Below are 12,944 nucleotides of genomic sequence, written 5' to 3'. Positions count from 1 at the left end.
GTGTCTTAAGTTTGGGAGGGTTACCGTCAGACTGAACTATAATTTTAATAACAGCCTTTAAAGCTTCTCTTTGTCTGATTTGGTCATATGCAATACCTATATAAAAACACCCAATAAAAATCCAAAAAAATAAATCGGTGACGGCTACTTTCTTATTTAGAGGTAAGCCAAATAAGTCAATTAAAGCTATTGTAATAGGGGTAAGTACCATTAGTATGCCAAGCAAAAAATATATGAGTCCTAAGGTATTCGCCATTTTTAGCTTATAAGTTAACCAAGGTTTGTAATTCACGATAATATTATTATCTTTAAATTCTAAATGGTGTGTAGCTCGCTGTATATCTTCGCAGTCAATATTAACATCAGATTGACGCTCTATTTGTAATGCAATATCTCTATATTTTTTACTAAGATTTAGGCCATATATTTTCTTAAAAACAGCTCTATCTCTTGCATCCATAAGGCTTAATTTCATCTCATTACTTAGCCCACCTTCGTAGCTTGTTGTGTTGATTATTTGCTTAAATTTCGACATCTCAAAATCAATATAGGTATCTTTGAGAAATTTGAGCAAAGGTAGGAAAGATACAATAATAAGGGTTACTATTGCTATAGGCTTTATTTCATCGGGTATGTACGTCAAATCCATAAAGCAGTCTCATTAAATAAAGTATGAATAGGAATATAAACTATATAACTTATGCAAGAACGCCGCACTGCTTTAATCTCTGCTGCCGTTACAGGTAAGATTGATGCGAGGGGCTGGGTTGCGCCTGAGTAGTTAGTTGTTCTCTTTATACTTATTGCGTTTATCCTCTTTTTCTAAACGTTTAAAAAGCTTGTAGTTATTTAGAATTTCTGAATATATCTTATGCGTACAGCTGATTTCGTCATTAGTTCGGCATTCTATTTCGTTATACTGCTCTTTTTCATATAGATTCCAAACCGCTGTGCCACTTTCAAATTTTTTGCCTGATATGTACTTTAACAAGAGATCTTTTTTTGTTTTTGGATATGCAAACATAGAACTATGATTGAAGGTAGGTATAGCTAAGTTTGAAACATCTATAACGCGAAATTCTGTTTGGAAATAAAAAGCTTCTGCATTTGATAGTAGCTCGTACCTTTTTAATAGATCAAATATCACAGGAATGTCAGAAGATATGATACCGATACCGCATAAGGTTGCAGAGACTCTACCATCATTACCTGCTTTAGCGTCTTGACTGACTTGTTTTAATAGATTGAAAATATCGATCAATAGCGCTTTTTCGGAGTCATAATTCCATAGCCAAAATGATTGAATTTGGTCTGAATCAATATCTAAAGAGTTTTCAAAGTCTTTTGTGGGATTAGCGACAAAAAAAGAACCCCCTAGTAACTTGCAATCTGGATCCCAAGGATTGTAGCTTAGCCCCTTAGTTCTTCTGCTAGACTCTGGAACATAAAATTCTAGATCTAAAAATATGATTCTGCAGTCATGATAATTAATACTAAAGTTACGCATTGAATTTCCGTGCTAAAGTTGTGTTTTGTAATTATAAAATAATGCTACATCTAGCGATAGAGTGTATTACAAGGCACATTAAGAACAAAAGAAAGTTTGTACCTAAAAGTAGATCCTAAAGCCAAAATTATTACTGAAACGGACTTAACATGACAAAAGCGCACAACGTCACTTACGAATCTGTCTTTCAAGCCGATATCGTCACTCAAATGCAAGCGCACGGCTGGCAAGTAGGTCATGCCAGCGGCTATCAGGCTGAGACCGCGCTGTATGAGCAAGATGTACTCGACTTTGTGCAGACCACACAGCCGCAGGAATGGGAGAAGTTTTGCCGTACCTTTCCTATCGACTCTGAGCGCCACTTTATCGCCGCCTTAGTCAAGCAGCTCAACAAAGCGGACGCGCAAGCTACCGATAGAGCCTCGCGCACTTATGGCACATTAGGCGTATTGCGTCATGGGCTTAAGATTCGTAACGCGCGCTTCTCACTTTGCCAGTTCAAGCCTGAGCACAACCTCAATCCTGAGACCATGGCGCGCTATGAAGCCAATATCTGCCGTGTCGTCCCTGAGGTAGTGTATAGCCCTTATACCAGTCTTAAAGACGGCGCTGACGCTAATGGCAAGGTCGCTAAGCGTAACCGTATCGATATCGTGCTATTCGTCAATGGCTTGCCTGTCACCACGATGGAGCTAAAGTCCGAGTTTAAGCAAGCGGTACAAAATGCCATTACTCAGTACAAGAAGACACGCCTGCCAAAAGACCCTGATACTAAAAAACCCGAGCCGCTGCTGACGTTTAAGCGCGGCGCATTGGTGCACTTTGCCGTCAGTCAATATGAAGTTTATATGACCACAAGGCTGGCAGGTGACAGTACTTACTTCTTGCCCTTTAACAAAGGCACTAGTGATGGCGGTGCGGGTAATGACGTGCCAGCGGATAGCAGTCGTTATGCCACCGATTACCTATGGAATGAAGTGCTGACGCCTGATAACTTGCTGGCTATCCTTGGGCACTTTATGCACTTGCAGATTGATGAGGAAGAGGACGCGATCGGGCGCAAGTTCAAAAAAGAGACCATGATGTTCCCGCGCTATCATCAGTGGGACGTGGTGACCAAGCTGGTCGATGCGGCCATTACTGAGGGCGCAGGTCAAAAGTATCTCATTCAGCATAGTGCGGGTTCAGGTAAGTCTAATTCTATCGCATGGACTGCCCATCAGCTATCCACCTTATACAACAGCGACGGCGATAAGCAGTTTGACTCAGTCATTGTCATCACTGATCGCACTGTACTGGATGACCAGCTTCAAGATACTATCTATCAATTTGAACATGCTGATGGCGTAGTCGGCAAAATCAACCGTAAAGAAGGTGACGGCTCAAAGTCTGAGCAGCTTGCCGAAGCACTGGTCAACTCCCAGCCGATTATTATCGTCACTATTCAGACCTTCCCATTCGTACTCAAAGCCATTGAAGACTCTAGCGTTTTAAAATCACGTCGCTATGCCATTATCGCCGATGAAGCGCACTCCTCACAGACAGGCTCTACCGCACGCCAGCTCAAAGAAGTGCTGGTCTCAGGTGATATAGACAGTAATACAGACGATGATAAGCCGCTCTCTAGTGAAGATGTTTTAGACGCCACGCTCGCCGCCCGCCGTAGCAGTCCGAATCTAAGCTATTACGCTTTTACCGCCACGCCGAAGCCAAAAACCATTGAGCTGTTTGGCCGTCTGCCTAACCCTGACTTGCCAGCCGCCAGTGATAACCTGCCAGCCGCTTATCATGTCTATTCTATGCGTCAAGCGATTGAAGAAGGCTTTATCTTAGATGTGCTAAAAAACTACACCAACTACAAAGTGATGTATCAGCTCACTCAAAAGCTGGCTAGCGATGACGATGAGGTCGATGCCCGCCGCGCGAAGATTAAGCTGAATAACTGGGTGCGACTGCATGAGCACAATATCGCGCAGAAAGTAAAAATCATTATTGATCACTTTAACGACAATATTAAAGGCTTACTGGGCGGGCAAGCCAAGGCAATGGTAGTAACTGGTTCACGTAAAGAAGCAGTACGCTATAAGCTGGCCTTTGATAACTATATTGCAGATAGTGGCTATCGCGGTATCAATGCTATGGTTGCCTTCTCAGGGGAAGTCACCTTTAACGATAATGACCCTGATAGCGGCGCACTACTTGGTGAGAAGTTTACCGAGCATAATATGAATATCGGTCTCAAAGGCCGTGATATGCGTAAAGCGTTTGATAGTGATGACTATCAAGTGATGCTGGTGGCCAATAAGTTCCAGACAGGCTTTGACCAGCCGAAACTATGCGCCATGTACGTCGATAAGAAACTGACAGGCGTGGACTGCGTACAGACCTTATCAAGGCTGAATCGTACCTATAAGGGCAAAGCAGAGAGCGGCACGTTTGTACTCGACTTCTTCAATGATCCCCAAGACATCCTCGATGCCTTCCAGCCGTATTATGAGACCGCCACTTTAGTGAATGTGTCTGACCCCGATCAGGTGTATGACCTGTATGAAAAGCTACGCGCCAGCGGTATCTTCTTATGGCATGAGGTCGAGCAGTTTGTTGAAGCTTTTTATAGTAAGAGTAAGTCTAACGCTGCCATTAGTAACATCTGTAAGCCAGCAGTTGAGCGTTGGCAGAAACGCTATAAGCTAGCACGCGAGCAAGCCCAGCACGCTAAGGAAATGCTTGAGCGTACCAAAGCGACAGGCGATGTGGTGCTGATGACCAATGCCGAGAATGACTACAAAGGTTTTAAGGCTGATCAAGATGCGCTAGAGATCTTTAAAAAGGACTTAGGGACATTCACCCGCCAGTATGAGTTTATGTCGCAAATCGTGGACTATGACGATAAAGAGCTGGAAAAGCTGAGCTTATACGCCCGTAACCTGCGGCCATTATTACGCGAAAGTGTGGATAATGAGGATGATATTGACCTAACCAACATCGCTATGAGTCATTACCGCGTCTCAAAGCTGCACCAGCAGGATCTAAAGCTAAAGGAGGGTAGTGGTGAGTTAGAAGCTGGCGGCGGTGGCGGTACAGCAAAGCCAAAGGGTCAGAAAGAAGAGCTGTTATCAAAGGTCATTAATCGATTAAATGAGGTGTTCGCTGGCGAGGACTTTACCGATAAAGATATGATCAACTTTCAAAACACGATTTGGGATAAGGTCACAGAAAATGAGATCGTGGTAAAGCAGTTTAGTAATAACAGTACCGATCAGATTATGCTCGGCGGTTATCCTGATGCGGCGATGGATGCGTTATTTGAAAGCCAAGAAGCCTACGAAGGTATGACCATGCACTTACTGTCTAACCCTGATCAGTTTAAGAAATTTATTAGATTGATGCTTGATACGAAGCTGGGTAATGAGGTTTCGGGGTAGGCGATATAGAGAATAAGAGGTGGTTAAGGGTGATATTTACTTTAAGTGAATACCACCTTTTTTTCTGCTTCCTTTTGATTCCTTTTTTCTTCTCTGATTCCGCTGTACCCATTATAAGTTAAGCGATTGCCAAGATTCCAAAATCATGAAAAAGTCGTTTTTTGCTTCCTAACTTTCTTGCTTCCACGGTTTTGCTTCCTGATTTATGGTATCAGAGATAGTAAATGATGGCAGTTAGGAGGGGTAATCCAAGTTTGGATTAGGGTTTAATTTCAATAAGTTTGTATGCTGATAAATATATTGCTCTCAAGAAAAAAGGCAGACGATACACACCTACCTTTCATTATTAAATTGGGTTTGGAGACAATGCGAAGATGCTACATCTAAATTCGTAAACTTACTCATTTATTGTTCTCCTTGTTATCTAGCGTTTCAAGATATGCTTAATAGATGCTTTCGGCCATTGGCATCATTAACTTATAAAAACGCTTGTCACCTGTTTTATCAACACTACATAGCCTCACTACTTGTCTATAAGGATCGAACACATAAAATTCTCTGTATGGCTTACCGTTGTGTTGAATATCTAAGAATAGCTGCTTAAACTGCTTAAGTTGGTTGTAACCTATAATAGGTGTACGACTGGCTTAAGATAGGTGTTTGCTTAGTGTTGCTTAAACTGCTTAGATTCGTCTCAATTTGGCTGGCTTTAAGTTAAGTTTAAGCACTTTAAGCAAGTTTAAGATTTAAGAGTCTTAATTAAAAACCCCTAAATATAAAAGCTAAAGATTATTTAAGCAGCTTAAGCAAATTTCCTTGAGTGTTAATACTAGTCGTATAGTTTAGGGTTAATAAATATCACCCTGCTACGACCTTCCATTTCTTGCCTGATATGTTTAGCAGACTCTAACTTGTCTAACTCAATCTGTAATAACTTTGTGCTTTTACGCATGGGATTAGGTACATTGTTAGCAATATAAGTTCTATTTAATTTATGAGGGTTTTTATTTCTTGCTTTATCCACTAGCCAGCTACTTAACTTTTCGCTATCGTTCTGTTCACCTGTGGGCATTGCATCAAGATAGCGTAAGCGTTCGGTTGTTGAATATTCTACTAACATAAAGCCGCGTTTTATATCATCAGTGGTAACGGTCTTGCGGCCATCAAAGAATGCCATTAGTGAGGCTATGCGCGTGGCATTTTCTGCCATACGTGAGGCGTACGCTTTGAGATATTCTAAAACCTGTCCGCTTGCTTGGCGGTTCTCTATCGCTTGCATACCGTCCTCAAAAGCCTGTAATGCTTCATTGCTTGCCCATTGCATTTTAATGCGAATGGGTGCGCCTGTGCTGTCGTTTGGTAGATTGGCTGGTAGTGGGTCAAGTAAGCTTTGACAGCGTAACCAGTAGTCTATTAAGTAAGGGTTATCATGTGGCCTGTCATTCCTACGCTTTGGATCATTCCATACTCTTTTACCTCTTAAGTCCTCAGGGCAAGCAATCATAGCCCGTGCTAAAAATCCTTGTCCGCTCATCAGTGGGTCGGTTAATGCTTTCTCTAAGACTACGCGCTGTCCTTGTAGTAAAAAAGTCATACGCACATCATAAGCTTTGGTTCTTGGGTTTGCGTAAGCGTTCTTTTGCGAGCGTGTGCGTCCTGCTATGCCACTACTATAAAGCTTGGTTATCGCGCCTAACGCGCTGCCAGCGGTGTCACTTTTCATGGTGTGACCATTAAAAAATTGGCCTGCTTCATCAGTGGATAAACTGGCGTTATACATCTCACCATCAACAAAACGATCAATAAGCGGTTCAATCGTTGCATCATCAAACATAGTGACGGGGTTAGGCGGCTTTGGGTTTTCATCTAAAAAAGCGGCTCTGTCTTTACCTTTTAGACTTAATAAATTATTTTCCCATGATGATACGTCACTTAAATAATTAGAATATAGCTGCTTCTCATGCTGATCTATCTTAAAGTGACTTAGGCCCATTACTTGTGTTTTGCCTGTACCGCTTTCGCCCTCTGTAATGATAATAAGGCTCGTTGGCTTGTGTTCGCTGCCCATCGGTGCATCAATATGCGCTTGCCCTATATGGGCTATTGCACCTAAAACGGCTTGCCCTGCCATCGCTAACGGTACTTGAGTATAGTAAGCAATCGCTTCTATTGGCTTTCGCAGTATCGGCGGCCATGCTTCGATTGGGTAGCGTGTCGGTTTGCTTGGGTCGCTTAATAATGGTTCAGGTGTGGGCCATGCCAATATTGACAAGTCGATAGTGTCCGCGTCTGCAATAAGGTTACCTATCAAATCACCTTCATTCAGTCTGCTAATGATGGTATCTATCGTGATATGAGCAATGGCATTCACACCTGCTAAGCGGCTCGTTAATGCGTCTTTGTGCTGGGCCGTGTCTATAATATGAATGGTTTTGACCTCACTAAAATGTCTTAACGTCATATCAAACATACTTTGATTAAGGCACGCTAACACAGTCACTTTATTATCAAGTATCGCAAGAGCTGCATATAACGTAACGGCATCTTTTAAACTGGTCACTAGCCACCAGTCACTATCACGGCTCATTGAGCCAATAGCATACGCGCTAGGCTGTGTGGTGTCCGATATGATAGGCGGCTTGTCATCGCTGTTTATTGTGCGTGCTGCTATGTTGACAGGTTCGGCTTTATTGTTGACCATGACAAGGCCGTACCTGCCATTGGTATTGGGCAGTTTTTCACCTTTGCTATTGCCACCCCTCATGCTAATATCATCGTGTAGATAACGCGTATTATCTATATGATTGGTTGGTAGGTTTAAACCATCTTGCAAGCCGTCTAACTGGCTAATACTGTCATCTTGTGCGCGCTGTTCAGGTGTCGCATTTTCAATATCAGCAATATAGCCAATGAAGTTGCCCATGTTGTCCGCATGGGCTTTTTCTTTGCTGTCAATTTGTGGTGTAGTGGTCATCTATTCCCCCTTGCTTGCGACTGGTTCGGCTGGCATGTGACTCTATATCTCTTGTAGTAGGTTTTCATAGGCTGCTCATCCCTATAATGAAGACTACAGGTTGGTTTGGCTGGCAAGCTATCAATGAAAGTAGCAAGCCAATACCTGCTACCCATACCATGAATATGATAAAGCTAAGTAGCAAGCCACGCTTATGTGGCTGGCTGGTGCTGGGCTGCCCGTGACGGGGCTTTAGATTGGCTTTGTTATCGTTACTCATGGTCTTTTGCCTCCATTTGGTAAGGCAATGCGTAGTCACAAAACATTTCGCTAACAACACCTGCCAGCTCGCTATTGGCAAACAATGCCGCCTTGACTGCCACAAGAACGCCTTGGCTAACGTGGTCTTTTGTTTTGATAGCGTCTAGCGCGGTGGCTAAGTGTTCAGTACTGTTATAAATGTCTTGTACGCGATCATTCATAAGGCGTAAGTACATACTATCCACGGTTACTAGGCGTTCGACTGGAGTGTCGATAGTTACGCTGGGATGGTTATTCATAGGGTCACCTCGCTGTCGGTCGTGTTGGCTGGCTGGTCTATCCAGTAAGACTTGTACCGTTTGCCGTTTTTCTCAATCACTTCATCTTGAATAGCTATACCTGCAGCGCGTAGGTCACTAATACGCTGCAAGAAACAAGTCATACCGTACTGGTCGTAGGCTTGCATATTGGAAAGCCTTTTACCTGCCAGCATATGATTAAGGATTATTTGACTATAGGTTTGCTTGGTTGGCTGTTTTGAGGTAGTCATGACTTATACCTCGCTAGTAGTTGTGGCATGGCTGGCAAGCCATGCATTAATATCAGACAAACGCCACAAGCTAGCACGTCCGATCTTTACGGGTGCTGGGAACTTGCCTTCATTGATTAAATGGTAGATGTGCTTAGCAGAGAAGCCAGTGATGCCGCGTGTGGCGGCTTTGGCAGTGACGGTGCGCTGTTGGCCTGATCTAGTGGTATAAGTCTTGGCTTTACGCTCAGGTTGATTGGCAAGGTCTGCCATTCTTAGATATTGATCGACTAAGGTCATAATCATTTACTCCATAGCGGGGTTGGTTATAGCCAGTAATTGGCTGTGCTATGGGGCAAATGTTACGGATTAAGATAAGGTTATAAGGGTCACATGACGGTCACATGACCCTAAAATATTTGATATGACCCTATTTTGTACTATCGCTTTTAGCTTGATTGGCTAGTTCAATCCATTTTGCTATAAAGTTTCTAGTTATGGGAGTGCCATGAATTTGGGAAGCATTTTCTATCAATTCGTTTGCTTTACCTCTTGTAGCTGTAATGTCATATTTATGCTCTTTCAAGATTCCGTAAAGCATCCTAGCTACGCCCATTTGTGAGTTGTACGGCAATTCTTTATCCTCAGTTGCTTTTTGTGCTTGCTCGGTTAAATGTTTATTGAGCCTATTAATTTCTTGATCTTGTCGTTCAATTTTTGCATTAGCATCTGCTAACTCTTTGATTAGTTGCTCATTAGTCCTAGGTTCACCATGCGATAATGTTGGCGTTCCCATTGTAAAACTGCCATTAGATTTTTCTGCTTCTAACTCATCTACTCTTTCTTGTAGACGTTGCAACTCAATGAGAGATGCTGCATTAATCAAAGAAGAATTCATTTCTAAAGGACGAAGTTCTCCTGCGCCGAAAAATAATGGATTAGTAAAATCAACAATACCATTAGGAAGTACCTGTTCTATAGATTCTTTAAGCCAAAAGTAATTCTTAAATTGGTTCTGAATCTCTACTACTTCAGTAGGCGCAAGTTTTTTACCAGACTTTGGAAGTAATATTTTTAAAAATAGCTTTGCTTCATCAGTCTCTGGTTCATCTATTTGACTAAAAGTAAAATCATCAGGATCATAAATAAAGTAGCGAACTTTTTCATGCAGTTTCAATCTTAATAAAGCCTCTACTACTGTTGGATAAGTTTCATTACTAGCGTAAGAGCTATCGCTTCTTTCCTCATCAACAGCAATGATATTAGAAACTAACCCCCAAAAAGAAATATATTTATTATCCTGTCTGTCTTTTAACGTATCAAGTAACGCCACATTCGCACCCTCACACCCCTAAAGTAAAAAAGGAGCAAGGCGCTGACAGCTAAGGGTGCAGTTGCTGTCGTTCGGGTAATTAGTCCTAGCCTTGCAATTGGTTGTGACAGCGATTGACGCTATCATGTTCGGTTTTGTCAGTTCTGGCAGTGCTGTTTTGTGGCATATTTATAGCTAAAAGCTGACGTGTCATGTTGTTAAAGCTGCTCGGCAAGTTTGGCTAATATCTCTTGCGATACGCCTTTTGATTTTAAATAGCGAATTAGAGTCTCTTTTTCGTATGCTACAATTTGCATTTCCTGCCTGCCTCTTTCTGTCATGACATTATTTAATGCTTCAGGACTTAATAAGCCAAAGTTAACTGCGCAACCTGTTCGTAAGTTATCAATATGTCTTGCCCATTGATTCATCATTACTTGGCGTTCAGCAAGATGAGCAGATAGATCGTATCGGTTTTTAACACTCGATTGATCAAGATGCGATAGTTGGATTTCAATAACATTTTTCGAGAATTTGAGTTCATACAGCCCTGTGCTGGCAAGTTGCCTAAAACCATGGCCAGTCATCTTAGGGTAGGGATCGCCTGTGTAACCCATACGCTGTAGCGCCTGATTGAACCATGCTTCACTATAAGTCTTGTTTGACTCAAAGTTATAGAACACATAGCCTGTATGCTCTGTTAGGGGACGCATACGTTCAATGACCGCAATTGCTTGCGGTGATAAAGGAATAATATGATCTTGGCGCATTTTCATTTTATGCGCTGGAATGCGCCATACATTTTTATGATAGTCAATTTCTGACCATTCAAAAAATCTTAACTCTTTAGTACGAACAAAGCATAGTGTCATCAGTTGCAAGCCAGCAACCGTCTGCTCATGACCGTTAGGGTGGTTTTTTATATAATTGTCAATATGACGTAGCAACTCGGGGAATTGGTGCTGCTCTACCGCTTTCATGCGTTCGGCTTTATGCGGTCTAAGTGCCTTGTTACGTCCAATAGCAATATTGGTAATATCATAGCCTAGCGTATTAATAGCATACTCAAAGATGGCGCTGATCAACCCCATGCACTTATGCGCGGTCTCTGAGGTGTGTTTGCCTTGCTGCTCAAAAGTGGCTTGAATGGCAAGCCCTGTCTTAATAATATCTTGCGCGGTGATGGCACCAATAGGGTAGTCACCTAAATGTTTTAAGATGTGGTTGTCTAAGAACCCTTGCAGCTTTTGTACGTTCTTTGCGGTGGTCTTGGATTTTTCATCAAGATAGCTTGTAGCAATGACTTTAAATAAGTCCTTTTGCTCAAAGTTGTTCTTCTCAACGCTTTTGTGTTCGGTGGGGTCGATACCATCAGCCAATAATGCTTTTGCCTTGTCACGTTCGATACGCGCTTGCTTTAGTGATACTTGCGGCTTGAATGATGAATCAATCACTTGTTTTGATGATTTATAGATACCGATTTGGTAGGTTTTTTGTTTGGGCTTAATGTCTTTGACCGATTGATAGCGGTATGACATTTGCCAAAACAGTGAGCCGTTAGGATGTTGTATTAGAGATAAACTATTACCATCACTGTGACGGGTGACTTTGTCAGGTGCCGACTGCTTAGCTATGGCCTTCACACCGTTATCAGTTAATAGATAGTCTTTTCTCATAATCAGGGCGCCGTAAAAGATGTTAAATGTTTTAACAACAAATTTAACAACATTCTATAGGTGCTACTAGGTAATGACAAGTAATATTAAAAGACTTGAAGTTTTGATATTAAAGGGCTTTAGAGGTTTGAGGTAATGCTAGGAAGTGGTGAAATACGATGATTGGTGCGCTCGGCGGGAATCGAACCCACGACCCTCGGCTTCGGAAACCGATACTCTATCCAACTGAGCTACGAGCGCATATGATAACGATATGTCTGACTGTCACGCTTAGATGCGCATGATAACCAGCATAAGATGCCTAGAAATAAAGACCGCTTAGTCTAACAAATAAAACGCATAAAGCCAATAAATGACAGTCGTGATTGAGGTTTTTTAAGAAAAAACAGCCAAGTCATTAAACAAGCATGGCAATTTACCTGCCTTTTCCCTTATAATGTTGGGGAGAATTCATATTTATAATCACCGATTGCAAGTGCGCTGGCACGCGGGATGGCTGTCTGCTATTGAGGACTTAGAGGTCGTCAAAGGAGGACAGACAGAATGTCTGCGCCGTGCTAGTCCTTGTATACGTAATAAGAGAACGTGACGAATGAGAAAAGTAGTTATGTTATCGGCAGCTGCCATTCTAGGAATCGCTAGTATCGCGGTGAGCCAAGCTGAAGATATTGTCGACACGCCTGTAACTGTGACTGACGTCGCAGAAGGCCAAGAAGTCGTAGAAGAGGCGCCGCAAACGCTAGGTGGTGAGCCCCAAGCTGCTGCAGACACCACAGATGGCGCTGCACCTGCTGATGGTGCCGCTCCAGCAGGAGGCGAAGAGACCGCCGCTGCAGCACCTGCCGCTAACGAAGAGCCGATTCCGCAAGATACGCCGCAAGTACAAAAGCTGATTGCTTTGTATCCTAATCTGATTGCCCGTATTCAACCTGTTGCAACCGTATGTTTTGAAGACGATGAAGTGTGTGACGTAACAGCACGCTCATCTGGCCCATCTGCTGGCGACGGTCCTCGTGATGGTAAAGCGGTATACAATGCGGTATGCCATACTTGTCACGCCGCTGGTCTGTTAGGCTCACCTATCTTTGGTGATGCTGGCGCTTGGGGACCACGTATCGCGAAAGGTAAAGATACGCTATATACCCATGCTATCAATGGTTTCAATGCGATGCCTGCCAAAGGCGGCGCGGACATTCCTGATGAAGAAGTCCAAAACGCTGTAGACTATATGGTTGCAGAAGCAAGCTAATTTTTGCTAGCGGCTTTGCTGGCTCTTACAAC

General features: G+C 42.7%; 12 protein-coding genes, 1 tRNA gene and 1 pseudogene. 3 read left to right on the top strand and 11 right to left on the bottom strand.

From position 1 onward, the window contains the following. The coding region (locus tag AS194_RS03240) for a hypothetical protein (RefSeq protein ID WP_058024037.1) at positions 1 to 649 on the bottom strand (649 nt) is incomplete at its 3' end. A 48-nt stretch (positions 650 to 697) separates the two neighbouring features. On the opposite strand from AS194_RS03240, the pseudogene AS194_RS14115 reads away from it, so the two are divergent. After that, positions 698 to 781: pseudogene (locus AS194_RS14115) on the top strand (type I restriction endonuclease subunit S); the annotation flags it as partial. Here AS194_RS14115 and AS194_RS03235 read toward each other — a convergent pair. Continuing rightward, a complete protein-coding gene (locus AS194_RS03235; RefSeq protein WP_058024036.1) occupies positions 782 to 1,507 on the bottom strand; it encodes a hypothetical protein in 726 nt (241 codons plus the stop codon). It abuts the pseudogene before it with no gap. A 149-nt stretch (positions 1,508 to 1,656) separates the two neighbouring features. Between AS194_RS03235 and AS194_RS03230 the strand changes: the two genes are divergently transcribed. Beyond that, on the top strand, positions 1,657 to 4,932 hold the full coding sequence (locus AS194_RS03230; RefSeq protein WP_058024035.1) for a type I restriction endonuclease subunit R: 3,276 nt from the start codon (positions 1,657 to 1,659) through the stop codon (positions 4,930 to 4,932). Positions 4,933 to 5,375: 443 nt separating this feature from the next. Here AS194_RS03230 and AS194_RS14160 read toward each other — a convergent pair whose 3' ends face one another. The 9 genes from AS194_RS14160 to AS194_RS03190 all read right to left on the bottom strand — a co-directional run bounded on the left by AS194_RS14160 (position 5,376) and on the right by AS194_RS03190 (position 11,903). Beyond that, positions 5,376 to 5,516, bottom strand: a complete 141-nt coding sequence (locus tag AS194_RS14160; protein ID WP_227511564.1) for a type II toxin-antitoxin system RelE/ParE family toxin — start codon at positions 5,514 to 5,516, stop codon at positions 5,376 to 5,378. 245 nt (positions 5,517 to 5,761) lie between these two features. Next, complete coding sequence (locus AS194_RS03225; protein ID WP_058024034.1) at positions 5,762 to 7,906, bottom strand: DUF3987 domain-containing protein; 2,145 nt, start codon at positions 7,904 to 7,906, stop codon at positions 5,762 to 5,764. Positions 7,907 to 7,970: 64 nt separating this feature from the next. Beyond that, on the bottom strand, positions 7,971 to 8,165 hold the full coding sequence (locus AS194_RS03220; protein WP_058024033.1) for a hypothetical protein: 195 nt from the start codon (positions 8,163 to 8,165) through the stop codon (positions 7,971 to 7,973). Further along, complete coding sequence (locus AS194_RS03215; protein WP_058024032.1) at positions 8,158 to 8,445, bottom strand: hypothetical protein; 288 nt, start codon at positions 8,443 to 8,445, stop codon at positions 8,158 to 8,160. Before AS194_RS03215 ends, AS194_RS03220 begins: the two co-directional genes overlap by 8 nt. Further along, positions 8,442 to 8,696 (bottom strand): helix-turn-helix domain-containing protein, encoded by a 255-nt coding sequence (locus tag AS194_RS03210; RefSeq protein ID WP_058024031.1) that lies wholly within the window; start codon positions 8,694 to 8,696, stop codon positions 8,442 to 8,444. Before AS194_RS03210 ends, AS194_RS03215 begins: the two co-directional genes overlap by 4 nt. A gap of 3 nt (positions 8,697 to 8,699) precedes the next feature. Next, the gene (locus AS194_RS03205; RefSeq protein WP_161808410.1) at positions 8,700 to 8,975 is read right to left on the bottom strand and encodes a helix-turn-helix transcriptional regulator; all 276 of its coding nucleotides are present in this window, start codon (positions 8,973 to 8,975) and stop codon (positions 8,700 to 8,702) included. Between the two features lie 130 nt (positions 8,976 to 9,105). Then, positions 9,106 to 10,008: a hypothetical protein gene (locus tag AS194_RS03200; protein ID WP_058024029.1), complete on the bottom strand. Its 903-nt coding sequence runs from the start codon at positions 10,006 to 10,008 to the stop codon at positions 9,106 to 9,108. 197 nt (positions 10,009 to 10,205) lie between these two features. Then, complete coding sequence (locus AS194_RS03195) at positions 10,206 to 11,663, bottom strand: tyrosine-type recombinase/integrase (RefSeq protein WP_058024028.1); 1,458 nt, start codon at positions 11,661 to 11,663, stop codon at positions 10,206 to 10,208. Between the two features lie 163 nt (positions 11,664 to 11,826). Then, positions 11,827 to 11,903 (bottom strand) — tRNA-Arg (locus tag AS194_RS03190). Positions 11,904 to 12,255: 352 nt separating this feature from the next. On the opposite strand from AS194_RS03190, the gene AS194_RS03185 reads away from it, so the two are divergent. Further along, on the top strand, positions 12,256 to 12,912 hold the full coding sequence (locus AS194_RS03185; RefSeq protein WP_058024027.1) for a c-type cytochrome: 657 nt from the start codon (positions 12,256 to 12,258) through the stop codon (positions 12,910 to 12,912). The last annotated feature ends 32 nt before the right edge of the window (positions 12,913 to 12,944 follow it).

The sequence above is a fragment of the Psychrobacter piscatorii genome, from assembly GCF_001444505.1.
In the GTDB taxonomy this organism is placed as follows: Bacteria; Pseudomonadota; Gammaproteobacteria; order Pseudomonadales; family Moraxellaceae; genus Psychrobacter; species Psychrobacter piscatorii_B.
This window is presented reverse-complemented; position numbering and strand designations above follow the sequence as displayed.

Excerpts from the sequence above, each read along its gene's own strand:
- AS194_RS03215 (WP_058024032.1), bottom strand. The coding sequence starts at position 8,445 with ATGAATAACCATCCCAGCGTAACTATCGACACTCCAGTCGAACGCCTA.
- AS194_RS03195 (WP_058024028.1), bottom strand. The coding sequence starts at position 11,663 with ATGAGAAAAGACTATCTATTAACTGATAACGGTGTGAAGGCCATAGCT.
- AS194_RS03210 (WP_058024031.1), bottom strand. The coding sequence starts at position 8,696 with ATGACTACCTCAAAACAGCCAACCAAGCAAACCTATAGTCAAATAATC.
- AS194_RS03225 (WP_058024034.1), bottom strand. The coding sequence starts at position 7,906 with ATGACCACTACACCACAAATTGACAGCAAAGAAAAAGCCCATGCGGAC.
- AS194_RS03235 (WP_058024036.1), bottom strand. The coding sequence starts at position 1,507 with ATGCGTAACTTTAGTATTAATTATCATGACTGCAGAATCATATTTTTA.
- AS194_RS03205 (WP_161808410.1), bottom strand. The coding sequence starts at position 8,975 with ATGACCTTAGTCGATCAATATCTAAGAATGGCAGACCTTGCCAATCAA.
- AS194_RS03220 (WP_058024033.1), bottom strand. The coding sequence starts at position 8,165 with ATGAGTAACGATAACAAAGCCAATCTAAAGCCCCGTCACGGGCAGCCC.
- AS194_RS03230 (WP_058024035.1), top strand. The coding sequence starts at position 1,657 with ATGACAAAAGCGCACAACGTCACTTACGAATCTGTCTTTCAAGCCGAT.
- AS194_RS03185 (WP_058024027.1), top strand. The coding sequence starts at position 12,256 with ATGAGAAAAGTAGTTATGTTATCGGCAGCTGCCATTCTAGGAATCGCT.